Raw genomic sequence first — 25,893 nt, forward strand, 5'->3', positions numbered from 1 at the left:
TATTAGAAAATGTATTAGATACTGTTGATGGGTGCCTATTTGGTGCAATTAAATGATCAAATGGGGACCGAACAAAAATTTGAATAATAATCTAACAAAATTTATTAATGCAAACAATTTGAGGTGAAGATTATGCAAACTACTTTAGAAAACCCAAAAGATAAAACGGCAGTACCTTTTTCAAGAACGAATCCATTTCAAGCGAAGGTTCTCAACAATGTAAATTTAAATGGAGCAGGTTCTAGTAAAGAAACGCGTCATATTGAGCTATCATTAGACGGATCAGGCCTATCTTATGTCCCGGGTGATGCCCTTGGTATTATTCCTGCGAATGACCCAGAATTGGTGGCTTCTCTAATAGACGAGATGGCGTGGGATGAAGAAGCAAGTGTAATCATTAATAAACAGGGTGAAACGCTTCCATTAAAAGAAGCTTTAACATCTTATTTTGAAATCACACTATTATCGAAAAAAATCCTGCAGCAGGCAGCTGAATTTACAGAAAATGAAGAGCTAAAAAAGCTTGTGTTAGTGGAAAATGCGAATCAGCTGAAAGAATATACCAATGGTCGCGATCTGCTTGATATGTTCCGTGATTTCGGTCCATGGAAAGCTTCAGCACAAGAGTTTGTTTCACTATTAAGAAAAATGACTCCGCGTCTTTATTCCATTGCTAGCAGCATCGCCGCTCATCCTGGTGAAGTGCATTTAACGATTGGCGCAGTTCGTTACACGGCTCACGGCCGCGAGCGAAAAGGGGTATGTTCAGTTTTAGTTGCAGAACGTGTTCAAGAAGGGGATACGCTTCCAGTATTTGTTCAGCCAAATAAACACTTCCATCTTCCAGAGTCCCAAGAGAAAGATATCATTATGGTTGGTCCTGGGACAGGAATTGCCCCATTCCGTTCCTTTATCGAGGAACGTGCAGTGATTAAAGCTGCTGGGAGATCATGGCTGTTTTTTGGAGACCAGCATGCGGCGTCAGATTTTCTTTATCAGGACGAGTTAGAGAAATATCAAAAAGATGGAGTACTGACAAGAGTTGATACTGCGTTTTCCCGTGATTCTGAACAGAAGGTATATGTACAGCATAAAATGCTTGAAAACAGTAAAGATTTGTTTGCATGGCTGGAAAATGGAGCTTACTTCTTCGTTTGTGGAGATAAGCAATATATGGCAAAAGACGTCCACGAAGCGCTACTTACCGTAATCGAAAAGGAAGGAAGCATGACTCGTGATGAAGCTCAGGCTTATCTGGATGATATGAAGGGTCAAGGGCGTTACCAGCGTGATGTGTATTAAATTTAATTAATTATTTTCCTAAAGAGTGACTTTATTCCGCATACAGCGGACAATGAAGTCACTCTTTTTTGCTTGGAGGGCAGCAAACTTACAATCTTAGATTCAGTTACGTAGTTGATCCTTCTATGTTACCGAAATGCACTTTTGATTCGGTGTTCAGTCACATAGACCCTTTCTACGTTACCGAAATGCACTTTTGATTCGGTGTTCAGTCACGTAGACCCTTTCTACGTTACCGAAATCCTCTTTTGACCCTAGTTTCAGTCACATAAGGTCCTTTAATTCACTTTTTAACCTAAGATTAATTTTGAATTTAAGATTATCTTAAGGTTATCCCAATATAATGGGAATCAGTTAAAGGTTTCTATTTAAATTCGGAGGAATTATTATATGAAAAAGAATTATACAAAAATTGTCCTTGATTTGTTGCTGGCCATTACGTTTGTGCTGCTAATGAATCCAAGAGTATTAGACGGTTTACCGTTTCATGAAATATCTGGTCTTGTAATAGGAGTTGCAATCCTTGTTCATATAGGTTTGAACTATCAATGGGTAATCAATACAACCAAAAAAATATTAGATCCAAAACTACCAAAAAAAACGCGATTTAGTTACTTATTAAATATCCTCCTTTTAATTTCAATGGCGGCTGTCATTGTAACGGGGATACTTATTTCTAGGGTAGTATTGCCAAGTCTTGCGATTGAAGGGAATCATACAATCCGTGAACTTCATGGTTTTTCTGCTGATGTAACACTGGCTTTAGTTGGTCTACATGTTGGGGTTCATTGGCAATGGATCATTAGTATTTGTAAAAAAGCGTTTAAATCGAAGGAAGGAAAACTTAGGAATGGTGTTTTAGCATCAGTTATTCTATCACTGGCCATTTTGGCAGGGGGTATTCAATGGTTTGCATCAACTGCAACACCTAGCAATGGTGAATTCATGACGAAACAAATGCAGCAAAGTGAGCAGGCAACCAATAAGGGGAACACAACGAACCAAGGGAACACAACAACAACGAATACAAATCAAGCACCGCCTAACAGAGATTTTCGTGAAGGAAAATTCCATGGAAAAGAGGGACATGGCGGCAACAGCAATCCATTTCTCGTCGTCCTTAACTATTTTGCAATATGGGCAGCCATCATCATTCCTACCTACTATATAGAAAAACGAATATTAAGGAAAAAACGAGAATCAAGGTTTCGGCCTCAAACTTCATAACAGAAAGCCAGCTTCGTGGTAAGCGGGCTTTTTTGTTAGTATTCAATTAAAGTAAAAAAGACTTAACCCCTTGGTTAAGTCTCTATATAAATTTTCACTTATTTGTCCCTTTCCTAATATCTTTTCTTATTTAAATTTTATCGAGAAGGATTATCCTATTAATCCTTGTGTTTCGATATTATTAATAATATGAAGTTTTTATTCCATAGTGGATAATGCTAATCAACACCTCCTCATAATGAAAATTGGATGGTTCTGATCACCTGGACCGATGAAATCTAACGCGGCAGGAGAAAATACTGTCACTTTTCTTTTAACGCCCTCAAAAAGTATTCGGATTTGTCCATGAACTACATCATACTGGAAGACACCGTCTCCCAAGAAAATCCTCTTTTTGACTCTCCTTTCTAGGGCAGCCTTATTTTTTTTACTAACAGTGCGTTCCATATTGCGCATTTCCACTTTCTCGTTAAGCTGCGATAAATTCTTCTCCGATTGAAGAACTACTTCTTCAATCGAAGCGACAATCCCGATCTCACGTTTATTTAATACCAAGACGAAGTGATAGCCTGTCTCCGATTTCTTCTGGACAACTGCTGCTTCATCCGTAATAAACGTGACGAATTCTTCGGATTTGTTCGTTTGTGAGTCTGGAGAGATTTCTTTTTGCCTGATGACTCGAAATATTGCTTTTGCTCCAATTTCTTCAAAGTCAAAGGGTCTAATACTTTGGGTACGGACAAGAAATAAATCAGCAACCTTCCCTTTGCTAGTTAATTGGATACATAAAGCAACATCATCATTCACCCCCTTTCCCTCATCGTTCGAGAGCATTGGGACATTCATGTTCATTCCTGGAAATTGAACGAAGATGTAGCTGAAGTTTTTCTTTGGCTGTACATTCAGAAGTCTCATAAACTCACAACCTTTCCGATTTTGTAATAGGGTTTTTCCCCGTATAGGTTTATAAATTCAATATTTTTTTTTACTTTCCTTTCAAGGTATGCTGAGTTTTCATCGTCACTTTCTTATGAAATCCGATGGATAATTCCTTTTATTGAGTATTTATGAGCAATTCTATTATCGAAAAACAGAGATTGGAAAGTTTTTGTCGTTTCATATAATGAAATTGAATAAAAATAATCAATACCTATTGACACAAAAGATTATTCGTATTATTATTATCTCAGATTCAAGATACTTTAATTTGAGATAATAATTATTAAATCCAAAACGAAAAAATAAAATAAATATCTACAAAGGAGTGAAATGAAATGGAACTATTAGGATTACATCATGTATCAATTATGACCGGGAAAGCTGAAAAAAATTATGAATTCTATACGAAAATTTTAGGAATGAGGCTGGTGAAAAAAACAGTCAATCAAGATGACACAAAGTCGTACCATCTATTTTATGCAGATGCAGAAGGAACACCTGGAACGGAGATCACCTTTTTTGACATCCCTGGACTTGGAAATTCTTACAGAGGAACTTCTGAAATTTCTACTGTCTCTTTGAGGGTTAAAGGTACAAATTCATTGGAATTTTGGAAGGAACGTTTTAGCCACTTTGGGATTGAGCATGGAAAAATTGAAAGAAGAGCTCAACGTGATACTTTAGCTTTTAGAGACTTTGATGGAACTCGATTATTGCTCGTTGCAGATAACGGTGAAAAAGGAGTAAGAGCAGGTATTCCTTGGCAGCGGGATGATATTCCAACAGAACATGCCATTAATGGTCTAGGGCCTGTAACACTTACTGTCGGAATTTCCGAACCAACGATTGGTGTACTTACAGAAGTCATGGGTTTTCGTTTTGTCGGTTCTTATCCATCTCTTGAAGGGGAGTTCCCTGAAATCTTGGTTTATGCAACTGGAGAGGGAGGCAGCGGGGCAGAAGTTCATATTGAGACAAGGCCCGATTTGCCAAGAGCTCGGTTAGGTCGTGGAGGAGTCCATCATGTTGCTTTTCGGGTTCCGAATGAAGAAGAATACGATCAATGGGCACAGCACCTAAAGGATAACCGTCTGCCAAATTCAGGCAAGGTAGAGCGTTTTTATTTCAAAGCATTATATTTTAGAGAGCCAAATGGTATTTTGTTTGAATTATCAACCGATACACCAGGGTTTGCAACTGATGAACCTATGGAAACAATGGGTCAAAATTTAGCATTGCCGCCATTTTTAGAGCCCCGTCGAAAAGAAATTGAAGAAAATTTACGGCCTCTAGAACTGAATTGAAAGATTGGAATTTAGGATTCAAATTACGAAAAAACTTTTATAATCTAAGTAAACGCACTGGTGAAATTTCCGCTAGTGCGTTTACTCATTTTTCGACATTAAACATAATTTCATTATCTTGCTTTTTTATTTGAATATGCTTTCTTTTAATTGAAAACGAGGTATAGTGATATTAACAAATTGCTGGTGGTGGACAATATGATACATGAGGATTTAAACGGTGAAATGATAACCGATGAAAAGTGGCAGGCCATAATCAGGAACGATGCATCGTATAATAATCAATTTATCTATGCTGTTAAGACCACAGGGATTTTCTGTAAGCCTTCATGCAAATCGCGCATTCCTAAAAAGGAAAATGTCCGAATTTTTCAAAACGCAGAAGAAGCACTATCGGCCCATTTTCGACCTTGTAAACGATGCAAGCCGACCAACGAGCGATTACCTGATAACGAATGGGTTGCGCTCATTACAGAATACATTGATAAGAATTATCCTGAAAAGCTGACGCTGGAAACATTGGCTGAAATGAGCCATGGTAGCCCATATCATTTGCATCGGACTTTTAAAAGGATTACCGGCATTACTCCTGTAGAATATACCCAGCAAATCAGAATAAAAACAGCGAAAAATTTATTGCTTCAGTCTGACCTAGCAATTGCGGACATTGGAAAAGCAGTAGGGATACCTAATATCCCCTATTTTGTTACCTTATTTAAAAAAAAGATAGGATACACTCCTGCCCAATATCGACAATTTCAACGTAATATGGAGGTACCTCAAAATGAAGGCTCAAATTAACCCACCCATTTATTGGTCACAGTTTATATTTAAAGAATGGAAATTGAATATTGCAGCTTCTGAGAAAGGACTTTGTTTCGTTGGCTCACAAAACAAATCGTTTGAGGAGTTGGCTGCTTGGGCAGAAAAACGATTTCCTGGCAGCTTTCTCGTGGAGGATCGGGAGAGGCTAGAGCCTTATTTAGCCGAGCTAATGGAATATTTTGAGGGGAAACGAAAAGATTTCTCTGTTCCGTTTGATATTCATGGAACAGAGTTTCAAGTAGCTGTTTGGAACGCACTTTGTGAGATTCCGTTTGGAGAGACAAAATCCTATTCTGACATTGCAAACTATATCGATAAACCAGCCGCTGTTCGAGCAGTTGGCGCGGCAATTGGAGCTAATCCGGTGTTAATTACCGTACCATGCCATCGTGTTGTTGGAAAAAATGGCTCGTTGACCGGCTACCGAGGCGGATTAGAGATGAAGACACAACTCCTTGATTTGGAACGGCAAGGATTTAAATAGAAATTAACCATTGATGAGGCTTACGGCCTCATTTTTATTTTTTTAACTAAGGTCCCGTTCAAAATGAAAACATCAATTCTTAAATAAAAATTAGAAAATTCAGAGGAATTCATGCCTATTATGTTGAAATAATAAATCAAAGTTAATTTATGGTTCACTCTTATTTATCAAAAAATTAGCCATTTTTAAGAGAGGTGAAAAATGAGGAAAATCGTAATATCTGATATTCATGGTTGTTTAACGGAGCTTGATCTACTTTTGCAAAAGACCAAAGCTCAACCAGATGAAGTTATTTTTCTAGGAGACTATATTGACTCCGGACCAGATAGTATGGGTGTAGTAGATAAGGTAATAGATTGGTGCGGCCAAGGTGCAACGGCATTACTAGGCAATCATGATGATTTATTTTTACGATGGCTGGATGATAAAGAAATCATTTTTTACTATGGCAGAATTGGCGGAATAGCTACGATTAATAGCTGCCTACAAAGACTTGGAATGGGCAGTGTTGAATATTCCCAATTGCTGCATGACCAAATAAAAGAAAATGAAGTAAGAAAAACCATCATAGACTGTTTTCGTGAACAAATTTCCTTTTTACAGTCGCTCCCATTATATCAAAAGGAGTCAGAATTAATTTTTGTTCACGCAGGAATTAATCCGAAAAAAGGATTGGAAAAAACGACCAAAGTAGAGTTTCTCAATCTTCGTGATGAATTTATTTATGAGTATAAAGGTTGTGAAACAATCATTTTCGGTCATACACCAACTAGAAGATTACATAATCATAATAATGTATATTTTGGTCCGAACCGAGTAATCGGAATCGATGGAGGATGTGCTTTTGGCGGACAGCTAAATGCATTAATCATATCCGATGGCCAGTTTAGTACAGCATCAGTTTTAAGAAAATAAATTTTCAAATGGAGGCAAAGTGAACATGTCAAATATTCCATCAATACTTAAAGGGTTGCGTATTCCTGTAATCGGCGCACCTCTTTTTATCATTAGTAATCCGAAACTAGTCATTGCACAGTGTAAGGCAGGAATTGTTGGCTCTATGCCGGCCCTAAATGCCAGGCCTGCATCTATGCTCGATGAATGGTTAGCAGAAATCACAGAAGAACTGGCAGCGTACAACGCAAAGAATCCGGACCGGCCTGCTGCTCCGTTCGCGATTAATCAAATCGTGCACAGGTCTAATGATCGGCTCGAGCATGACGTGGAATTGTGTAAGAAGTATAAAGTTCCGATCATTATTACTTCCCTTGGGGCACGTGAGGATGTAAATGCCGCGATACATAGTTACGGTGGAATTGTGATGCACGATGTTATCAATAACAAGTTTGCGCACAAGGCCATCGAGAAAGGGGCAGATGGGTTGATTGCTGTTGCTGCCGGTGCTGGCGGTCATGCCGGCGTAAAGAGCCCATTTGCATTGATTCAAGAAATCCGCCAATGGTTCAACGGTCCGCTTGCTTTGTCCGGATCGATTGCCAATGGTAATGCGGTATTAGCTGCCCAAGCGCTGGGGGCCGATTTTGCTTATATCGGATCGCCTTTTATTGCGACCCATGAAGCGAATGCTGTTGAAGAATATAAGCAGGCAATCGTTGATTCTACATCTGACGATATTGTTTATAGTAATTTGTTCACAGGTGTCCATGGAAACTATCTGGCTCCATCTATCCGAAAAGCTGGGTTGGATCCAGAGGCCCTTCCTGAAAGCGATCCATCTAAGATGAGTTTTTCTGATGGATCATCGAAGCCGAAAGCGTGGAAGGAAATCTGGGGATCCGGTCAGGGAATCGGAGTTATTAATGAGGTCACGGGTGCAGGAGAATTCGTTGACAAGCTATATCGCGAATATATGGCAGCAAAAGAGAGAATCGTTCATATCGGATAAAAAATTTCCTGCAAAAAAGGCACCCCAATTGTTTGACGTGTTGAACAATTGGGGTGCTCTTAAAAATTGTTAGTTTTTTACCTATTTTTTAGTTGCTGCTGGCATCTGTATCATCATAATATGTTCCTTGACCTTGTTCTGCATTGAAGGTCCAATCCACTAACGAAACGCTATAGCAAACAGTTGTATACCCACTATGGAGAGACAGGACAGTATGAGAAGGCTGTGAATAATTCTGATTATTTATTAGAGGATGTAAAAGTAGACTAAATGTAAAGAAAGGAAATCAAAGAAGGCAACTACCCTGTTACTTGTGGTCGTTGCCTTCTTCTGTACTTATTTATCAGGAACAGCATCCTTCTTTAGTTGAATCTCTTTTACTTTTTGATATTGTTCGTCAGGCCACCAAGCTCCGCAGTCGTCAGAAACAACACAAGCAGCACATTTTTGTAAATCATAGACAATCATTCCGGTAATGGGAGGGGAATAAAGATGGAGAGTGACTAAATTGGTCTTATTTGAAGCTTGCATTTTATGGATAGCTTTTTTTGGTGCATAAAAATGTTTCCCTTTATGATGGAATTCATGGAACAATTCAAATGGCAAGCCATTTCCTTTCACCTCATAAACCGAATTCAGGGAGGTGCCGGAAAGGACTTGGATCCAGCCGTGGGAATTGCCATGATCATGGGGGGCGCATTCCAACTGAGACCAATTCATCACGAGCATCTCGACTTCTTCATTTTTATAAAGGAGCTTCCGATTGTATGGCTTTCCCACGGATGGTTCCGGTAAGCCAGCAAGATCATCAAGTTTTAGATCTAATTGTAATAAAGCTTTTTTTAAATCGGTTTTTGATGGGCATTTTAAGGGATCCAACACATGCCTAATCCTACTTGTCAAAGTCATAAAGCTATCCTCCTATGGGCGTTTATTCTTGAAGAGTCTAAACAACATAGGTACAAGCTGACCATTAACGACAATGACTCCAATTATAATTATGATTCCTCCGGCAGCACTTATGAATAAAACTTTTTCCTCCAAAAGCAAAACCGCTGCAACTAAAGTCGAGAGAGGCTCTAAATATAAAAACATCGAAACCGTTGAAGCTTCTAAAATTTCAAGTGCCTTCCCCCAATACCAATAGGCAACGCCAGAAACGAAAACCCCCAGAAATAACAAATGCGCCCATTCAGTATGGGTTAGAAGTGAAAGGGATTCCCATCCTCTGTTCCGGATGATAAAAGGTATGGTAAGAATTAAGCCTAGTAAACTAGAATAAAATGTCACTAAAAGAGGGGAATAAGGAATTTTTAAAGATTTTAAGAGCACTGAATAAACAGCCCAATTCAATGTGCTCAGAATCATGAGAAAAAGTCCAATATTCAGGGTAATTTGAAAGGATTGTCCACTTCTTGTCGTTGTGACCAGCAACACACCTGTTATGGCCAGCACCATACCCGCAGCCTTAGTCATACTCATCTTCTCATGCAAAAAGAGAATGGACAAGATAACCGTAAAGATCGGGGAAAGTGAAATGAGCCATCCTGCAGAAGACGCATTTATCGTCAGCAATGCTGTCGCTTGTAGGACTTGATGCACAAATACTCCAAGAATGCCCAATATCATTAAATGGGGAATATATTGAATCGAGACTTTTAGCCGAGTACGCTGCATGAGTAATAACGACAGAAGAAATAGGGTTCCTATTCCAAAACGAAGAACGAGTATTGAATAGGGGTCAAGCTTTCCAAGAACCGCCTTGGTCGATACAAATGAGACTCCCCAAAAACTAATGGACATTAACGCATATAGTGAAGCGGTTAGCCTAAATCTATTATAAGCCACGTCTGAACATCCCTTTCAGAAATGATCGTTATTTCATCTTATGCTTGTCCAAAAATAAGATGTTTGTGACTTTTGCAAAAGAGGTAAATGATTAAATTAAAAGTGGTCATGGTCAAACTGATTATAAATGGAAGAAACCGTAATAACTTTCCAGGTTTTTTTAGAACCATAGACAAGGATATCTTCATAAAATAGTTTATCTAACTATGAAGGTGTTTTTGTTGATGAACTATAGAGATACTCACCCCGAACCCATAATAGGTCAGGCGTGGACTGGTAAACATGTCATATTGCTTCATTGCACAGCAGATAACCAATTTATTGACCTTTATAAAAGCTTTCATGCACCGACAGAGCCTCCAAGATTCAATTGTTCTGAGACTTTATCTCAGTTACTCAGTATCGGCTATCGCATACATGCCGTCACAGCAATATCGCCCAATCAAATACAATATACACTGGTATTATAAAAAAGAGTTCGGGACAAATGTTCCGAACTCTTTTGATTTAAATGGTTAGTCCCATACTTCTTCTTGACCAAAATTTTTCTGTTTTCTAAATAGCCTTTGGGCGATTAATTTAAATTTCTTATTGGCAATTCCAAGTGCGGATAGGAGGACCAAAATTAAAACTATTAGAAGAATTGCAAGCTGAGTTGTAAAAGTTGATGTGTAGGTTTGTGCAATGGGAGACATTTTGCTAGTACCGTTCGCATTTTTTGCAGTAACAACATACGAGTAGTGGGTCCACTTGCTAAGTGGTGCAGCTTTATCCACATAATTTGGATTAGTTAGATTTGAAGCGATTGGTTTGTAACTGCTGCTGACTCCAAAACGATTAATTTCCTTTCGAAAGACTGTATAAGATGCCGTACCAAAAGTGGGATTCCAAGAAAGTGAAACTGAATCTTTATTTTTCCTATTGGCTAATACCCAGTCTGGTGAATCAGGTGCTGTTGTCACTTTGGTATGAAAGGAATAGATGCCAATCTGTTTTTCGGATCCTTCCGAAACAGTAGATAATTTCCAGTAGTATTGTGTACCCGTCTCCAAGTCAGCTAAATCGATCGACGGCGAAGAAATGATTTGATCAGACACAATGTTTTTAAAAATAGGATCGGCAGCAACGAGTACATGGTAGCTGTCAACGCCAGACTTGGCTTCCCAGTTTAAAGAAACTTTAGATGGGGCAACCTCGATTTCCCCGCTTTTAGGAGAAACCGCAGGGGATGAAGCAGGAACCACATGAATCATCCTGGAATCATGAGTGGCAAGTCTAGCCGTGAATCCAGAGTCTTCGCTCCCTAAATCTTGATGGCTCCACATATCATGAACAATGGCCGGCCCTTGAATGCCTAAATCTGACCAATTGACGGTTACCTTTTGAGTTAATGTTCCAGTATTAAAGAGACCAATGTTGTATGAACCATCTTGCAGTTTTTGATAGAATACTTGCGAGTCGTCGGTTTTGAATAACCGTTTCCCAGGTATACCACTTTGGTTAACGCCAATAATTTCATCATTCGTTAGCAGACTGATTCCATAGTTATCTAATTTTGTCAGGTCGTTCCCAATTACAAAATGGGATGCGGCAATGGCCCATAGAGAAATATACGAACGTTTTTCGTCTTCTGTTAAACCATCCTTACTTCCGTTAGCCACATTTAATGAATCCAAGTCATTCCAACCGCCTGGCCCAGCATGAGGCTGCCAATTTGCGACATCACTAAATCTTCTAGACACCTTTTTCCAATTGGTGTTTGTTGGTGTGCCATATGCCTCCACATCGTGATCAGTCCGCCAGCCATTGGATAACTGCTGCCAAGTCGATATATGGTGGATATCCAAGTTATTGGATAATTCCACATGAATCGGTCTTTCTGTTTTCTCCAAAGCTGTTGCCCATGCCTCAATATCAGGAATGTCCTGGTTGCGAACGCCGTCAATCTTAAGGTAATCTACTCCATAAGAAGCAAACAGCCTTGCCCAAGAATTGATGTATTCCTGTGCCCCAGGTTTTGAGTAATCGATGGAATACATATTGTCGAAATTAAAACTTACTTTTTGCCCCATACTGAGGTCAACGATATCTTTTGCGTGGAAGGGTGTTCCTTCAATCGGGGTGTTTTGATCGATCGCCCCTTTAGGAATGCCAAGAGTGACATAAAGACCAAATTTTAATCCTTTTTTGTGGATATAATCCCCAACTGCCTTCATGCCATTTGGAAATTTCTTAGGGTCGACAACCCATCTGCCATATTTGTCCACGGTTGTCGTCCAATCAAGCTGATAGTAATCATCAAGATTGACATATTCGTATCCATGCGACTTAAATTTTGCTGCCATAATATAAGCCGCCGCTTTAATGTTTTCCTCTGTCGGCTTCTTGCGAATCGAACTCCAGCTGCTCCAGCCCATAAATGGACGCTGGGCTAAAGTGTTATAGGAAGAAGCTTCGACTTTATCCGAATCTATTATAGAAAAAGGAAAGTTTCCAGCAAGGATGAATGTGCACATTAATAATGATGTGATAACCTTCTTAAGCATAAAACTTCCCCCGAAATTGATAGATTTATTTGATAGGAAATATTTTTGTAGTTATTAAGTTAATAATATTACAGAAAACTTATTTTTTTAATGAACAATATGTTCCAACTTAATTTCTTAAACTTAATAGAATATTTTTTTAATTCTTACTTTACACATTGGATTAATTGGAGTAAAATTTAGAAAACTTTTAAAAAATGAAATCTGCCGATTGGTCGTCCAAAGGCTCCATAACACATTCGTGTGTTTTGGAGCTTTTTTTATTGGCAACGGTAAATAATTAAACGGAAAGGGGTTGGAAGAATTGAATATCGATCACATGGAAGCGTTTATGTATGTAGTTCATTTGGAAAGTATCCATAAAGCTGCAGAAGCTCTTTATTTATCTCAGCCAACCGTTACTGCGAGAATTAAAACATTGGAACGGGATTTAGGCATCGAATTATTTTTACGAAAGGGGAGAAGCTTGACATTATCGGAAGAAGGAAAAGCTTTTATTCCATATGCAGAGCAAATCATACAAACCTACGATCAAGGAAAGAAACTATTGAAAAAAGAAGATAATCCAAAGGAAATTGTCATAGGGGCCAATATTATTACCTCACAATACTTTATTCCGTTTGCCCTTCCTTTCTTGAAAAAATCGCATCCCGAGCTGCGATTTAAATTTATCTCAGCTACAAACGATGTATTGCTGGAAAAACTTCTTCAGAAACAAGTTGATATCGCCTTTTTAAAGGAGATATCCCACCATGGAATTCAAAAGCATGAACTCTTAAATAATTCCGTCAGATTAGTTGTATATCCGGATCACTCCTTTGAATCTCTAAAAAATATTTCTATCCAGCAATTGGCCATGGAACCGATGGTGTTTTTCGAGTGTGGTGCTTTTGACTGGAATCGGATTCACAAATTATTTGAAGTGGCTAATGTAAAACCCAATATTGAATTTTTAGTGGACCATCTTGAAGTGGCAAAATCGATTATACTAAGCAAAAATGGAATAGGATTTTTACCTTACTTATGTGTAAAAAAAGAGTTGGAGCTAGGCGAGCTTATCGAAATCGATGTTTCACATTTTATTCATCTAAATCAGCATATTTATGCGGCTTACTTAAATAATAGTTTTGGAAATCAACAGCTGTGGAATGATATTCTTTTTTCTGTTAAAGAATTTGAAAAGCAAAGCATCTTGTGTGATTAATTATTCCTATTGGTTGATTGATTTTTTCTATCAGTAAACATATTGCCATTACCATCTTCTGGGTGATAGGATTAATCTCAATTAAATAAATCACCCGCGAATAAATTAGCAGGGGCAAAGTAACACTATAATTCCGACTATTCTTGTTTGTATTATTGGATATGCGTATATAAGGAGGGGGACATTTATGAAACCTCAAAGTAAAAATTCAGTCAGAACCTTTACAAAGAATGTAAGTTCCTTAGCAGCCAGCAAGTTTCTCAACTTGCCGGATTTGCCATTTTTTATTTGGTGTAACCAACAGTACGGAGTCAATCGAGGGATATACAATACGATTGATCAATGGTTTTATGACTATGGAATTGACAATATATATTGCCGAAGAATTCAGCTCTTGGCGTTTTTAGATTTTGTCAAAGAAGAGATGCACGAGCCAAATATGCATAAATTTATTCGCTTTGGCCATGGTGGTCTAACAAAAAGACTGAATGAATTTCTGAAAGATGATGCTCAAGGTGGAAAGGTAATACCTCTTTAGAGATTAAAAATTAGAACCTTGAAACGTAAATACTTAAGCAGGCGTTCAAAACCCGAAAATTAAAAGCTAATGCGGTAAATGAAGAGTAATTTCCTAGCCAAAAATGTCCTAAAAGTTTTTTGATAGAATTTTTTTATCAATAATCTATTTTTTCCTATAAGTAAAAGTATTGCCAGTTCAGTATTTTCAGTGATAGGATAAACAACAATTAAAATAAAACATACTTTTCCAATTGGTAATATCGGAATAAAAACGGAGGCGAAATTAAATGAGTTATCAACTGAGTATTTTAGATCAGAGCCCAGTATTTCCTGGAACCACCGCTTCTCATGCATTACAGAAAACCGTACGCTTGGCGCAAAAAGCGGAAGAATGGGGCTATTCACGTTTTTGGGTATCAGAACATCATCATTCAGACCAAGTGGCAGGATCCTCACCTGAAGTATTGATTTCATACGTATTGGCACGAACAAACACAATTCGAGTTGGATCAGGAGGAGTAATGCTGCAGCATTATAGTCCATATAAAGTTGCAGAAAACTTTCATGTCTTATCGACACTTGCTCCAGGAAGAGTTGACCTTGGTATAGGAAAAGCACCGGGCGGGCTTCCATTGTCAACCAAAGCCTTACAATTTGGGACAGTCAATAATGGGCATGACTTTAGTGAAAAGATTTCGTTATTGCAAAAAATAATTGAAAATTCAGTCGAAGATGATCACCCGCTTGCAGGAATCCAAGCAACTCCTATTCCCCATGAAAAACCTGAAATTTTCTTGCTTGGTGCAAGTGTAAATAGTGCAGAACTTGCTGCAAGTCTAGGAATCTCATTCGTTTTTGCAAAATTTATCAATAGTGATGATCGAATACTTCGAGATGCGGCAATTGCCTATCGGCAAGGCTTTCCTAACGGAAAATTCATCATTTCACTGGCAGTTATTGCTGCTCCTACCCAAGATGAAGCCGAAGTCCTCGTAGGCAATAGAAAAATTGTAAAAGTCCATCTGCAAAGCGGACGCTCGGTGACATTACAATCGCTTGAACAAGCAGAAGTGTTCGGAAGGCAGGCTGGTGAACCATATGAAATCACGGAGCAAGAAGCCGATATTCTCATAGGAACCCCTGCTATGGTGAATGAAATGTTAGAAGAGCTTCATAAAAACTATCAGGTGGATGAATTTATTCTACATACACCGATTGAAAAGGATGAAGAAAGAATTCGATCCTTTCAGCTGTTAAGCCCGTTATACCAAGAAGAAGAGGAAAACATGCAACCGTCAAATAAGGAATTCGCCAAAAAATAAAGTAGATTTATTTAAATCATGCGAAACAAGCCAGGAGTGATAACAAAGTATTTAAATCAATAAATAGGGCCGCTTTACAACATTAAAACACACTATTCATGTAGGAATAATAGACAATGAGGGAGGAAATTAAAAATGTCAGCTAAAAGACAATTAAAATTTGGAACGATCATTCATGGCGTCGGAGGAAATATTGCCGCGTGGAGACATCCAGAGGTATTAACGGATGCGAGTGTGAATTTTGATTTTTATAAGGAACAAGCACAAAAGTCTGAAAAGGCTAAATTCGATTTTGTCTTTATTGCAGATGGTTTGCATATTAACGAAAAATCATTGCCTCATTTCCTAAATCGATTTGAACCACTGACAATTCTATCGGCACTTGCAGCCGTAACGAAACGAATTGGCCTTGCAGGAACCGTATCAACTTCCTATAGTGAACCGTTTACTGTCGCAAGGCAATTTTCATCACTAGATCATATAAGTCATGGCAGAGCAGGCTGGAACGTAGTTACATCTCCATTAGAGAAAACGGCCTTAAATTTTGGCAAAACGATTGAGGAGCATCCTGATCATCCAAAAAGATATCGAATTGCCTCTGAATATCTAGATGTAGCCAATGGATTATGGGATTCATGGGAAGATGATGCATTTATTCGAGATAAGGAATCAGGGATATTTTTTGATCCTGAAAAATTACATCAATTAAATCACAAAGGGGAGTTTTTCTCTATACAAGGGCCATTAAATATAGCCAGGTCGAAGCAAGGCCGTCCTATCATCTTCCAAGCAGGTTCCTCTGAAGATGGGAAAAACCTTGCTGCCAAAAATGCCGATGCCATTTTCACAGGTCAGGCTACATTAGAAGCAGCTCAAAAATTCTATCAAGATGTGAAAAGCAGGACGGCTGCATATGGCAGGAATCCTGAACACATTCTTATTTTGCCAGGCATCGAGCCGATTGTTGGAAAAACAGAGGAAGAAGCTGAACAGAAATATCAAGAGATTGCTAATTTAGTATCGATTGAACAGGCTTTGAACTATTTAGGACGCTTTTTTGAACATCATGATTTTTCACAGTATCCACTTGATGAACCATTTCCAGAAATCGGGGATTTGGGATCAAACAGCTTCAAAAGTGGAACGGATCTTATCAAAAAGGAGGCGAAAGAACAAAACTTAACACTAAGGCTGGTAGCGCTAAGGGCAGCGACACCAAGAACACCTTTTATTGGAACGCCAGATAGAGTTGCTGATCTTATCCAAGAATGGTTCGAAGGCTATGGGGCGGATGGATTTATTGTTCACTTCAATCTACCAAGCAATTTAACTGGATTTATTGATTATGTTGTGCCAATTCTTCAAGAACGTGGATTATTTCGAACAGAATATGAATCCGACACATTGCGGGGAAATCTTGGACTCCCATACCCGGTTAATCGTTATGCACAATCTACAGTGAAAAATGGATAGGAGGAGTTTGCAATGAAACAAGTTAATCAGATAAAATTATTAGCCATTCTTTTAGTATTTGTCCTTCTAGTGTCAGGCTGTGCAAGTAGTACTAGTACCAAAAATAGTAGTTCACAAGAATCCAACAAAGAGGGCGCATCACATCCAAAGTCAGGAGGAGATTTAACCTTTGCACTGGCAACATCTCCTGATTCACTTGATCCTGCTCGAAGCGGGTTAGCTGTGGCAGTTCGTGCTTTCAGAACGATTTTTGATAGTTTGGTAGTTCAAGCGCCTGATAACACAATAAAACCGTGGCTTGCTACGGAATGGAAGATTTCAAATGATGGGAAAAGTTATACATTTACGCTGCGTAAAGACGTAAAGTTTCATGATGGAACACCCTTTAATGCAGCAGCAGTAAAATATAGTTTTGACCGGATAAATGATCCCAAAACCCAAGCAAAAAATGCCGTCGCTCTTTTGAAACCCTACCAATCGTCAGAGGTGATTGATGATTACACCATCAAAATTAATCTAGCAACACCTTCAGCCTCGTTTTTAAGTAATTTAAGCCAGGCCATGCTTGGGATTGTTTCCCCAACAGCTGCAGAGAAGTATGGTGATCAATTTAGTAAAAACCCTGTAGGAACCGGACCCTATAAATTTGTCAGTTGGTCAGAAAACGCAGACATTGTAGTTGAAAAAAATAAGGATTATCACTGGGGACCCGCAAATGTCGAAAATAAGGAAGCACCTTATTTAGATAAAATTACATTTAAAATCATTCCAGAGGAGGCAACCCGGATCGGAAGTGTCCAAAGCGGGCAAGTGCTTGCGGCTGAAACTGTCCCGCCGCAAAATATCGCTTCGTTAAAGAATGATTCGAAAACTCAATTACTTAAGGTAAATACTATTGGTCTGCCATACACACTCTTTTTCAATCAAAGAAAAGCACCATGGAATGATGTGAAGGTCCGTCAAGCGGTTCAACTGGCCGTTGATGTTGACTCGATTGTTAAGACATTGTATTTAGGAACATACGAAAGGTCATGGTCACCAATTACACCGGGCATTTTAGGCTACGATAAATCCCTGGAAGGTGAGACGAAGGCAAATATTAAAAAAGCCAACCAAATACTCGACGAACTAGGGTATAAAAAAGGTTCGGATGGAATCCGGGTAAAAGATGGAAAGCCGTTTACATTGAAATATGTAGATGGAACGCCTAATCGTGAGAAAAGAAATGATATTGCTGTCATAGTTCAGCAGCAGTTAAAAAAGATTGGAATTAAAGTAGAGATTAATATTACGAAAGATGTTGCAACAGTAATCTATAAAAACGCAGATTACGACTTGTATGGAAACAGCCAAGTTAATTCCGATCCCAATGCACTTAGAGCCATATATCATACACGCACTCCTGAAGAGGAAGCTGTTTTTAAAGGCTTAACTGGCGGTTCAGATCCAGAACTGGATCAATGGCTCGAGCAAGGAACTATAGAGCTGGATCCTGCAAAACGTGAAGAAACTTATAAAAAAGTACAGCAAAAAATAATAAAAGACGCTTGGATCATTCCCATTTATGTTTTCCCATACACAGTGGCAGCGTCTAAAACTGTAAATGGCATTACATTCGACTCATTAGGATATCCATTGTTCAATGATGTCAATATTGAACAATAAAGAGAAAAGGGGCTGATAGATTATGGCTATAGTGAACAAGATCCTTTTAAAGATATTGACGGCACTTGTATCCATTTTTGGCTCCTTAGTCCTTGTCTTTTGCATCATTTATCTGCTTCCGGGGGATCCAGTGCTATCCATGCTTGATCCCTCTGTAGCTACTCCTGAAATGGTAGAAAATTTACGCAAGGAATTGGGGCTTGATCAACCGTTTTATGTGCAATTCTTAGATTATTTTATGAATGTCCTTCATGGGGACTTTGGTCAATCATTAGTCAATAGGGATCAGGTTCTTCCCAAAATTTTAGAACACTTTCCTGCTACGCTTGCTCTAACACTGGCCAGCGCTTTAGTTTCGATTATAATTGGTGTGTTTTTCGGTGTATTATCAGCGATTTACCGTAATAAATGGATCGATTTTATCGCTCGTTTGATTGGTTTATTTGGAATATCAATGCCGACATTTTGGTCGGGGATTTTACTTATATTAATCTTTTCAGTATTCCTAAACTGGTTTCCTGCAATGGGTTCAGATGGCTGGAAAACAATTGTCCTTCCATCACTTTCCCTCGGTTTTGTAGGTGCAGGATTAATCATTCGAATGGTGCGTACTAGTATGCTGGAAGTGATAAATGAACCATTCATTGTTACATTAAGGGCTAAAGGTCTTTCTGAACGTGCAGTCATGTATCGACATGCTCTTCGCAACGCCCTTATTCCTGCGATTACCATCATTGGTCTAAATATTGGGGAACTTATGGCGGGTACAGTAGTTATTGAAACGGTATTTTCAAGACAGGGAATCGGCCGGATTGTTGCGGATGCCATTATGGCGAAAGATCTGCCTGTAATACAAGGTGTTGTCTTCTTTAGTGCGATTGTATTTGTGGTTATCAATCTATTAGTAGACCTATCCTATTCGATCATTGACCCAAGGGTACGCAGGGCTAACTAAATGGTAACACAAAAATTTATAAGCGGGAGGAAAATATAATGAAGGAAGTGGTTAATACCAAAACGGTGCTGCAGGTTCCAAAATGGAAGTTTGCAAGATTACACACAAACTTCTCGGTATCAAACTTCTTTATATATGGTGCAGGAATAATTGTAATCTTCATTATTACCTGCGCCTTATTTCCAAAATGGCTTGCGCCCTATTCGCCAACCTTTATGGATACAGCCAGCACTTTAAGTGCACCAAATTCGGCACATTGGTTCGGAACAGATTATTTTGGGAGAGACGTTTTAAGTCTTGTCATATATGGAAGCAGGGACTCGCTTATAATTGGGATTGCTTCTGTTCTCATTGGAGGATTAATTGGCGGAATAATAGGTTCTGCAGCCGGTTATTTTGGTGGCATCATTGATGTTGTATTTATGCGGTTTATTGAGATTTTGATGACAATTCCTGCGGTTCTTCTTGCATTAGCGATTGCTGCTGCACTCGGGCCCGGTTTATTTAATATTGTCTTAGCGGTTGCTGCAGCATCCATTCCAGGATATGCACGTGTCATGAGAGGGCAGATGATATCGATAAAAAAACGCCAGTATGTAGATGCCTCGCGTTCAATTGGTACACATGAGTGGAAGATTTTTCTCTGGCACCTGCTGCCAAATTCCTGGTCCCCTCTGTTAGTCATGGCAACAATTGGTCTTGGATCCTCCATTTTAATTGGGGCAGGGTTAAGTTTTCTTGGACTGGGAGTAATTAAAGAAATTCCTGATTGGGGAGCACTACTTTCACAGGGACGTGGTTATTTGACGGTAGGATGGTGGATATGTACTTTTCCTGGTTTAGCGATTACTCTTTTGGTTCTCTCTGTAAACATTATGGGGGATAAACTACGGGATACTTTTGATCCAAAAATAAGCAAAAAGAGATAAAGGAGGAACCTCAGATGCAGAAGTTGCTTGACATCCAGCATTTAAAGGTGGATTTTGCGTTTAAGGATCGTGCTCTTACCGCCATAAACGATGTATCGTTACATATTAAAGCCGGGGAGACAGTCTGCCTTGTAGGAGAGTCTGGAAGCGGGAAAAGTGTTACCTCTAAAGCAATCATGAGGCTAATCGATTATGAAAATGGAATGATTTCAGATGGAAGCATTGTACTGGATGGAGTTGACCTCACCCAACTCTCTCAAAAGAAGCTTCGTTCGATTAGAGGTAAGAAAGTGGCGATGATCTTTCAAGAGCCAATGGCTGCTTTTGACCCCGTTTTTACAATAGGAAGCCAGATTATCGAAACCATTCTTGAAAACAAGCAATCTACTAAATTGCATGCGAAACAACGTGCGCTTTATTTGCTGGAACGAGTGGGCATATCCGACGCTGAAATACGATTGAATCAATATCCGAACGAGTTATCTGGTGGCATGCTGCAACGGGCAATGATTGCGATGGCGCTTGCTTGCGGACCGGACCTTCTCATTGCGGATGAACCTACGACAGCCCTGGATGTTACCATTCAAGCACAAATATTGAAACTACTTCAAGAATTGAAAAAAGAATTTGGCATGTCTATTCTTTTAATTACACATGATATGGGCGTTGCAGCAGAAATGGCAGACCGGATTATTGTGATGTATGCCGGCCGAATCGTTGAGCAGGCAACGGCAGGACAATTGTTTGAGCTGCCCCATCATCCTTATACACGTGGGTTGATGCAGTCGATTACGACGATAGATAGTGATCGAAGTAAAAAGCTCTATTCTATCAATGGATCTATCCCGGGACTGGCTGATTTGCCATCGGGCTGCCAGTTTCATCCCCGCTGCCCCTTTGCAACGGATCGTTGTAGAGTAGAATCACCGCCCTTATTTGAATTGAATAATCGGGAAACTGCTTGCTGGCATGCAGAGGAAATATTGAGGAATGATTGGAAACAACCAGTACAAGAAACGGTGGTGCTGTCTGAAAATGAATCTCAAACCAGCTCAAAGCACTCTGCTGAACCTCTGTTTTCAATTCAGGAAGTGAGTAAATATTATCCGATTGGAAAAAGTCTTTTTTCTCGAAACCAATCCATTATTAAAGCAGTGGACAAAGTCTCATTCACGATTGAAAAGGGAGAGACATTTGGTCTTGTTGGAGAATCAGGCAGTGGAAAGTCGACATTGGGCCGGGTTCTTTTACAGATGGAAAAGTTGACTAGTGGAAATGTTTTTTTTCAAGACCGGGATTTAACAAAATTAGGGGCAGGAGAATTGCGTCAAAAGCGTAAAGATATGCAAGTGATTTATCAAGATCCCTATGGGTCTGTAAATCCTCGTTGGAAGGTTGGCGATATAATTGGCGAGCCATTGCAAGTTCATGAAACACTTAGTCTGAAAGAAGAGAAAAATAGAGTTCAAGAATTGTTAGAAAAAGTTGGCCTAAATAAAAACGGGTTAGATCGATATCCACATGAATTTTCTGGAGGGCAGCGTCAGCGTATAGCTATTGCAAGAGCAATTGCACTAAATCCACAGTTTATCCTAGCTGATGAAGCCGTGTCAGCGTTAGATGTTTCTGTTCAGGCACAGATTATTAATTTATTGCAGGAATTACAGAAAGAGAGCAATTTAACTTATTTATTTATCGCTCATGGTTTAAATATTGTCCGTCATGTCTCAGATCGTATTGGGGTAATGTACTTAGGTCAACTGGTGGAATTGGCCGATAGTGAAGAACTGTTCTTGCATCCTGCCCACCATTATACCAAAGGACTAATTGATTCAATTCCAGTCGCAGATCCTTTGTACAACAGGGAACGGATATCTATACAGGGAGAAATACCATCTCCATTGAATCCGCCGAGCGGCTGCCGTTTTCATACCCGTTGTCCAGCTGCGACGGCCCGTTGTCGTGAAGAACAACCTCTATTTAGGGAAATTAATAAAGGGCATTGGGCTGCTTGCCATAATCCCATTTAAAAAAGTTTAGATGAAGGAAATAAACAATTTATACAAAGGTCAAAGTGTCTTTCATAACCAGGATGAAGGACAAAAACAGCCGATGCAGTGGTCGAAATGTCTTTCATATTCGGGATGAAGCACGAAGGATAAAATGGGGGGGGAATACTAATGAAATTTGTTTTGTTTGACCTTATGAGTAATCATCCAAATGGTGTAACAGGAGAAAATTTAACGACACAGGAAAGAATTCAACAAGTGATTGATCAGGCCGTTTTGGCCGAATCGCTTGGTTTTGATGGCTATGGGGTAGGTGAGCGTCATGGGGCACCGTTTTTATCTTCTTCTCCAGCTGTAATGTTAACAGCAATTGCTGCCAAAACCACCAAAATCCGATTGCTGCCTACTGTATCGGTTTTGAGTGTTCTTGATCCGGTGCGAGTCGCAGAGGATTATGCGACACTTGATCATCTTTCTGGCGGAAGATTAGAAATGATGATTGGTAAAGGCAACGATCCGCGTCATTACCCGTTATTCGGAATAACAGAAGAGGAGCAATGGGCTTCCCTTGCTGAACGTTATGATCTTCTTAAACGCTTATGGACGGAAGAAAATGTCTCATGGGAAGGAAACTACCGTTCGCCAATATATAATGTAACGACAGAACCAAGACCATATCAAAATCAGATACCTATTTGGCATGGGAGTGCATCAAGTCCACTCTCAACTGAACTGGCAGCAAAGAATGGAGAGCCAATTTTTTCATCTAATGCTTTTCATCCAATGGCTAAATATAAAGAGTTAATTGACCATTACCGCGAACGTTTAGAATATTATGGGTTTGATCCAAAAAAAGCGGTTGTCGGTGCAGGGGCAGGCAGTTTGTACTTGGCCGATACAAACGAAGAAGCCATTAATCGTTTCCGGCCGTACTATGATATTCAAATGAATACAGAAGCCGCAATACATAACCAATCTCCATTTAAGGATCTTGAAGATCACATTGAAAATGGCTCAGCCTTAATTGGAAGCGCAGAATTTGTTATAGAGAAGATACTAAAATATCATCAAGCATTCGGTCATCAAGTACAAAGTATAAGTGTGGGCGGCTTAAGTAAGGAAGAACAATATGAGCAGCTCGAAAGGTTTGCTACGGATGTTATACCGGTTCTTAGACGAGAGGTTCCAAGTACAGTTTGGGAAACGGAACCTGCTGCTGTGGAATCTTAATAAATAAATGTGAATTCTGACAGAAAGGGGTATACATGAGTAAACTAAGGAGAAAAATGCATCTAAATCTATTTTTATATAATATGGGACATCATGAGGCCTCGTGGCGTCACCCGGAATCTCTACCTAATCAATTGATGAATTTCTCTTATTATAAACAATTGGCTCAAAAAGCTGAAATGGCAAAAATGGATTCTATCTTTCTCGCAGATCGTATTTCAACTTCACCAAAGGCTGTCGATAACGGGCCGCTTATCTCCTATGAACCAACTGCATTATTATCTGCATTGGCAGCCGTAACGGATCGTATTGGATTAATTGCAACTGTCTCAACAAGTTTTAATGAGCCTTACAATGTTGCGCGAAGATTTTCTTCCCTTGATTTTCTGAGCAATGGGCGTGCTGGCTGGAATATCATAACATCTGGAACTGATAGTGAAGCACAAAATTTTAATCTGGAAGATATCCCTGATCATGCTAAACGTTATAAAAAAGCAAAAGAATTCTTAGAGGTAACGAGGAAGCTTTGGGATAGCTGGGAAGATGATGCTATTTTAGCGGATAAAGTGAATGGAACTTTTGCAGACAAACATAAAGTACATGAAATTCATCATAAGGGAGAATTTTTTAAAGTTCGTGGACCATTAAACATTCCAAGTTCCCCACAGAAAAGACCGGTACTTGTTCAAGCAGGAACATCAGAGGATGGAAAGGAATTTTCCTCTCAATATGCTGATGCCATATTTACCGCACAGCAAACCTTTGAAGATGCAAGAGTTTTTTATCAAGATGTAAAAGCAAGGATAGCCAGGAACGGCAGGGACCCGAATCAAGTAAAAATATTGCCGGGGATAAGTTTTATTATAGGGAATACAGATGAGGAAGCCAAAGAAAGAGAAGAAGAGTTAGCCAAATTCATGAATTTCAGCCATAGTTTAATACAGCTTTCGAATAGAATTGGGGTGGATTTAACATCAGTTTCCTTAGATGAACCCCTGCCCAATCTACCTGTCATAGAGGAGATACAAGGACATCAAAGTCGTAGTCAATTAATTATTCAATTGGCCCAACGTGAAAATCTTACAGTCAGACAATTGCTTATTCGTTTAGGAGGAGGAAGGGGCCATTTTACCATCAGTGGGACCCCAAAGAGAATTGCGGATGAACTTGAATTTTGGTTTCATAACAAAGCAGCTGATGGTTTTAATATCATGCCACAAGTAATGAACCGTGATTTCGAACCATTTGTCAATTTAGTCATTCCAGAATTGCAGCGAAGACAGCTCTTTAGGACGGAATATACAGGATATACTTTGAGAGATCATTACGGTCTGCCGTTTCCAAAAAATCAATCTGAATAAAAATTGGCTTTTTTTATTATTATAATTCCTACTTATTTAATGTGTTTAGTTGAGTTTTGTAGAAAAGGAGGGCGAAAAAGATGGAAGAACAGTTTCCAATTATTAGGGGGGCAGAAGAATTTTATTATAAGGGAAACAATGTTGGGATTCTGATTTCACATGGATTTGTTGGTACTCCACAAAGTGTGCAATACGTTGGCGAGAAACTTGCACAATTGGGGTATTCGGTTTTTGCACAAAGATTAAAAGGGCATGGAACCCATTATTATGATTTAGAGAATTGCACACACGAAGAGTGGTTTAAATCTTTGGAAAAGGGCTATCAAACATTAGCCCAGCATTGCAACAGCATCTTTGTATTAGGACAGTCAATGGGTGGGACACTGGCGCTTTGGCTTGCTCATAAATATCGGGATGTAAAGGGAATTATTTTGGTTAATCCAGCTTTAACGCTTCCGTCTTATGACCATTTAAGGGGAAAAGCCAGTCCAAGATTTATTGATGAAGGAAATCCTGATATTAAGGCAAAGGATGCTCATGAAATTACTTACGAAAAAGTACCCATTAAATCTATTCATCAACTGCAAACTTTAATGGACAAAACACCAGCAATAATACCTGATATTCATTGTCCAGTATTAGGTGTTAAATCTGCTGTCGATCATGTCGTACCACCGGAAAATACAGATTATATAATGAATCATATAGGGTCTGCAGGAAAGGAAATGATTGTTCTGGAAAATTCCTATCATGTGGCATCCTTGGACCATGACAAGGATCTAATTATAGAGGAGTGCCAACGTTTTGTTCAACAGCATAGTAGCCATGATGTAAGTTAGATTGAT

The 25,893-nt window shown here is 39.1% G+C and carries 22 protein-coding genes; 18 read left to right on the forward strand and 4 right to left on the reverse strand.

Annotated features, from left to right (window positions below; all coding sequences use genetic code 11):
* Positions 1-132: 132 nt before the first annotated feature.
* Positions 133-1,302, forward strand: a complete 1,170-nt coding sequence (locus PH210_RS11800) for a sulfite reductase subunit alpha (RefSeq protein WP_289985567.1) — start codon at positions 133-135, stop codon at positions 1,300-1,302.
* Positions 1,303-1,692: 390 nt separating this feature from the next.
* Positions 1,693-2,529 carry a DUF4405 domain-containing protein gene (locus PH210_RS11805; protein ID WP_289985569.1) on the forward strand — a complete coding sequence of 279 codons (837 nt, stop codon included), beginning with the start codon at positions 1,693-1,695 and terminating at the stop codon, positions 2,527-2,529.
* 222 nt (positions 2,530-2,751) lie between these two features.
* On the opposite strand, the gene PH210_RS11810 is transcribed toward PH210_RS11805, so the two are convergent.
* Positions 2,752-3,444 carry a hypothetical protein gene (locus PH210_RS11810; protein ID WP_289985570.1) on the reverse strand — a complete coding sequence of 231 codons (693 nt, stop codon included), beginning with the start codon at positions 3,442-3,444 and terminating at the stop codon, positions 2,752-2,754.
* A gap of 359 nt (positions 3,445-3,803) precedes the next feature.
* Here PH210_RS11810 and PH210_RS11815 point away from each other — a divergent pair, with 359 nt between their 5' ends.
* From PH210_RS11815 to PH210_RS11835, 5 genes are all read left to right on the forward strand, one after another.
* Positions 3,804-4,772, forward strand: coding sequence for a ring-cleaving dioxygenase (locus PH210_RS11815; protein WP_289985573.1), 969 nt, complete (start codon positions 3,804-3,806; stop codon positions 4,770-4,772).
* Positions 4,773-4,970: 198 nt separating this feature from the next.
* Entirely contained in the window at positions 4,971-5,573 is a 603-nt protein-coding gene (locus PH210_RS11820) for a bifunctional transcriptional activator/DNA repair enzyme AdaA (RefSeq protein WP_289985574.1), read from the forward strand.
* Positions 5,557-6,081, forward strand: coding sequence for a methylated-DNA--[protein]-cysteine S-methyltransferase (locus tag PH210_RS11825; RefSeq protein WP_289985576.1), 525 nt, complete (start codon positions 5,557-5,559; stop codon positions 6,079-6,081). The genes PH210_RS11820 and PH210_RS11825 overlap by 17 nt, the downstream gene beginning before the upstream one ends.
* Before the next feature lie 201 nt (positions 6,082-6,282).
* On the forward strand, positions 6,283-6,996 hold the full coding sequence (locus PH210_RS11830) for a metallophosphoesterase (RefSeq protein WP_289985577.1): 714 nt from the start codon (positions 6,283-6,285) through the stop codon (positions 6,994-6,996).
* Positions 6,997-7,021: 25 nt separating this feature from the next.
* The gene (locus tag PH210_RS11835) at positions 7,022-7,987 is read left to right on the forward strand and encodes an NAD(P)H-dependent flavin oxidoreductase (RefSeq protein WP_289985579.1); all 966 of its coding nucleotides are present in this window, start codon (positions 7,022-7,024) and stop codon (positions 7,985-7,987) included.
* Between the two features lie 336 nt (positions 7,988-8,323).
* On the opposite strand, the gene PH210_RS11840 is transcribed toward PH210_RS11835, so the two are convergent.
* The 3 genes from PH210_RS11840 to PH210_RS11850 all read right to left on the reverse strand — a co-directional run bounded on the left by PH210_RS11840 (position 8,324) and on the right by PH210_RS11850 (position 12,381).
* Positions 8,324-8,896: a cysteine dioxygenase gene (locus PH210_RS11840; protein ID WP_289985580.1), complete on the reverse strand. Its 573-nt coding sequence runs from the start codon at positions 8,894-8,896 to the stop codon at positions 8,324-8,326.
* Positions 8,897-8,908: 12 nt separating this feature from the next.
* Positions 8,909-9,835: a DMT family transporter gene (locus PH210_RS11845; RefSeq protein ID WP_289985581.1), complete on the reverse strand. Its 927-nt coding sequence runs from the start codon at positions 9,833-9,835 to the stop codon at positions 8,909-8,911.
* 515 nt (positions 9,836-10,350) lie between these two features.
* Positions 10,351-12,381, reverse strand: coding sequence for an alpha-galactosidase (locus PH210_RS11850; RefSeq protein ID WP_289985582.1), 2,031 nt, complete (start codon positions 12,379-12,381; stop codon positions 10,351-10,353).
* Between the two features lie 304 nt (positions 12,382-12,685).
* Between PH210_RS11850 and PH210_RS11855 the strand changes: the two genes are divergently transcribed.
* The 11 genes from PH210_RS11855 (at position 12,686) to PH210_RS11905 (ending at position 25,887) form a co-directional block, all read left to right on the forward strand.
* Positions 12,686-13,585, forward strand: a complete 900-nt coding sequence (locus tag PH210_RS11855; protein WP_289985584.1) for a LysR family transcriptional regulator — start codon at positions 12,686-12,688, stop codon at positions 13,583-13,585.
* 187 nt (positions 13,586-13,772) lie between these two features.
* Positions 13,773-14,123, forward strand: coding sequence for a hypothetical protein (locus tag PH210_RS11860; protein ID WP_289985586.1), 351 nt, complete (start codon positions 13,773-13,775; stop codon positions 14,121-14,123).
* A 268-nt stretch (positions 14,124-14,391) separates the two neighbouring features.
* Positions 14,392-15,426, forward strand: a complete 1,035-nt coding sequence (locus tag PH210_RS11865) for an LLM class flavin-dependent oxidoreductase (RefSeq protein WP_289985588.1) — start codon at positions 14,392-14,394, stop codon at positions 15,424-15,426.
* 135 nt (positions 15,427-15,561) lie between these two features.
* Positions 15,562-16,899 (forward strand): LLM class flavin-dependent oxidoreductase, encoded by a 1,338-nt coding sequence (locus PH210_RS11870; RefSeq protein ID WP_289985589.1) that lies wholly within the window; start codon positions 15,562-15,564, stop codon positions 16,897-16,899.
* Positions 16,900-16,911: 12 nt separating this feature from the next.
* Positions 16,912-18,564, forward strand: a complete 1,653-nt coding sequence (locus PH210_RS11875) for an ABC transporter substrate-binding protein (protein ID WP_289985590.1) — start codon at positions 16,912-16,914, stop codon at positions 18,562-18,564.
* A 22-nt stretch (positions 18,565-18,586) separates the two neighbouring features.
* Positions 18,587-19,519 carry an ABC transporter permease gene (locus PH210_RS11880; RefSeq protein ID WP_289985592.1) on the forward strand — a complete coding sequence of 311 codons (933 nt, stop codon included), beginning with the start codon at positions 18,587-18,589 and terminating at the stop codon, positions 19,517-19,519.
* Positions 19,520-19,557: 38 nt separating this feature from the next.
* Positions 19,558-20,448, forward strand: a complete 891-nt coding sequence (locus tag PH210_RS11885; RefSeq protein ID WP_289985594.1) for an ABC transporter permease — start codon at positions 19,558-19,560, stop codon at positions 20,446-20,448.
* 14 nt (positions 20,449-20,462) lie between these two features.
* On the forward strand, positions 20,463-22,478 hold the full coding sequence (locus PH210_RS11890) for an ABC transporter ATP-binding protein (protein WP_289985595.1): 2,016 nt from the start codon (positions 20,463-20,465) through the stop codon (positions 22,476-22,478).
* A gap of 150 nt (positions 22,479-22,628) precedes the next feature.
* Positions 22,629-23,687 carry an LLM class flavin-dependent oxidoreductase gene (locus tag PH210_RS11895; protein WP_289985598.1) on the forward strand — a complete coding sequence of 353 codons (1,059 nt, stop codon included), beginning with the start codon at positions 22,629-22,631 and terminating at the stop codon, positions 23,685-23,687.
* Positions 23,688-23,722: 35 nt separating this feature from the next.
* Positions 23,723-25,048, forward strand: coding sequence for an LLM class flavin-dependent oxidoreductase (locus tag PH210_RS11900; RefSeq protein ID WP_289985600.1), 1,326 nt, complete (start codon positions 23,723-23,725; stop codon positions 25,046-25,048).
* 80 nt (positions 25,049-25,128) lie between these two features.
* A complete protein-coding gene (locus tag PH210_RS11905; RefSeq protein ID WP_289985602.1) occupies positions 25,129-25,887 on the forward strand; it encodes an alpha/beta hydrolase in 759 nt (252 codons plus the stop codon).
* Positions 25,888-25,893: the final 6 nt, after the last annotated feature.

The organism is Paenibacillus sp. BSR1-1, assembly GCF_030403775.1.
Taxonomy (GTDB): domain Bacteria; phylum Bacillota; class Bacilli; order Bacillales; family Cytobacillaceae; genus Neobacillus.

Excerpts from the sequence above, each read along its gene's own strand:
- PH210_RS11800 (WP_289985567.1), top strand. The coding sequence starts at position 133 with ATGCAAACTACTTTAGAAAACCCAAAAGATAAAACGGCAGTACCTTTT.
- PH210_RS11805 (WP_289985569.1), top strand. The coding sequence starts at position 1,693 with ATGAAAAAGAATTATACAAAAATTGTCCTTGATTTGTTGCTGGCCATT.
- PH210_RS11810 (WP_289985570.1), bottom strand. The coding sequence starts at position 3,444 with ATGAGACTTCTGAATGTACAGCCAAAGAAAAACTTCAGCTACATCTTC.
- PH210_RS11815 (WP_289985573.1), top strand. The coding sequence starts at position 3,804 with ATGGAACTATTAGGATTACATCATGTATCAATTATGACCGGGAAAGCT.
- PH210_RS11820 (WP_289985574.1), top strand. The coding sequence starts at position 4,971 with ATGATACATGAGGATTTAAACGGTGAAATGATAACCGATGAAAAGTGG.
- PH210_RS11825 (WP_289985576.1), top strand. The coding sequence starts at position 5,557 with ATGAAGGCTCAAATTAACCCACCCATTTATTGGTCACAGTTTATATTT.
- PH210_RS11830 (WP_289985577.1), top strand. The coding sequence starts at position 6,283 with ATGAGGAAAATCGTAATATCTGATATTCATGGTTGTTTAACGGAGCTT.
- PH210_RS11835 (WP_289985579.1), top strand. The coding sequence starts at position 7,022 with ATGTCAAATATTCCATCAATACTTAAAGGGTTGCGTATTCCTGTAATC.
- PH210_RS11840 (WP_289985580.1), bottom strand. The coding sequence starts at position 8,896 with ATGACTTTGACAAGTAGGATTAGGCATGTGTTGGATCCCTTAAAATGC.
- PH210_RS11850 (WP_289985582.1), bottom strand. The coding sequence starts at position 12,381 with ATGCTTAAGAAGGTTATCACATCATTATTAATGTGCACATTCATCCTT.
- PH210_RS11860 (WP_289985586.1), top strand. The coding sequence starts at position 13,773 with ATGAAACCTCAAAGTAAAAATTCAGTCAGAACCTTTACAAAGAATGTA.
- PH210_RS11865 (WP_289985588.1), top strand. The coding sequence starts at position 14,392 with ATGAGTTATCAACTGAGTATTTTAGATCAGAGCCCAGTATTTCCTGGA.
- PH210_RS11870 (WP_289985589.1), top strand. The coding sequence starts at position 15,562 with ATGTCAGCTAAAAGACAATTAAAATTTGGAACGATCATTCATGGCGTC.
- PH210_RS11875 (WP_289985590.1), top strand. The coding sequence starts at position 16,912 with ATGAAACAAGTTAATCAGATAAAATTATTAGCCATTCTTTTAGTATTT.
- PH210_RS11880 (WP_289985592.1), top strand. The coding sequence starts at position 18,587 with ATGGCTATAGTGAACAAGATCCTTTTAAAGATATTGACGGCACTTGTA.
- PH210_RS11885 (WP_289985594.1), top strand. The coding sequence starts at position 19,558 with ATGAAGGAAGTGGTTAATACCAAAACGGTGCTGCAGGTTCCAAAATGG.
- PH210_RS11890 (WP_289985595.1), top strand. The coding sequence starts at position 20,463 with ATGCAGAAGTTGCTTGACATCCAGCATTTAAAGGTGGATTTTGCGTTT.
- PH210_RS11895 (WP_289985598.1), top strand. The coding sequence starts at position 22,629 with ATGAAATTTGTTTTGTTTGACCTTATGAGTAATCATCCAAATGGTGTA.
- PH210_RS11900 (WP_289985600.1), top strand. The coding sequence starts at position 23,723 with ATGAGTAAACTAAGGAGAAAAATGCATCTAAATCTATTTTTATATAAT.
- PH210_RS11905 (WP_289985602.1), top strand. The coding sequence starts at position 25,129 with ATGGAAGAACAGTTTCCAATTATTAGGGGGGCAGAAGAATTTTATTAT.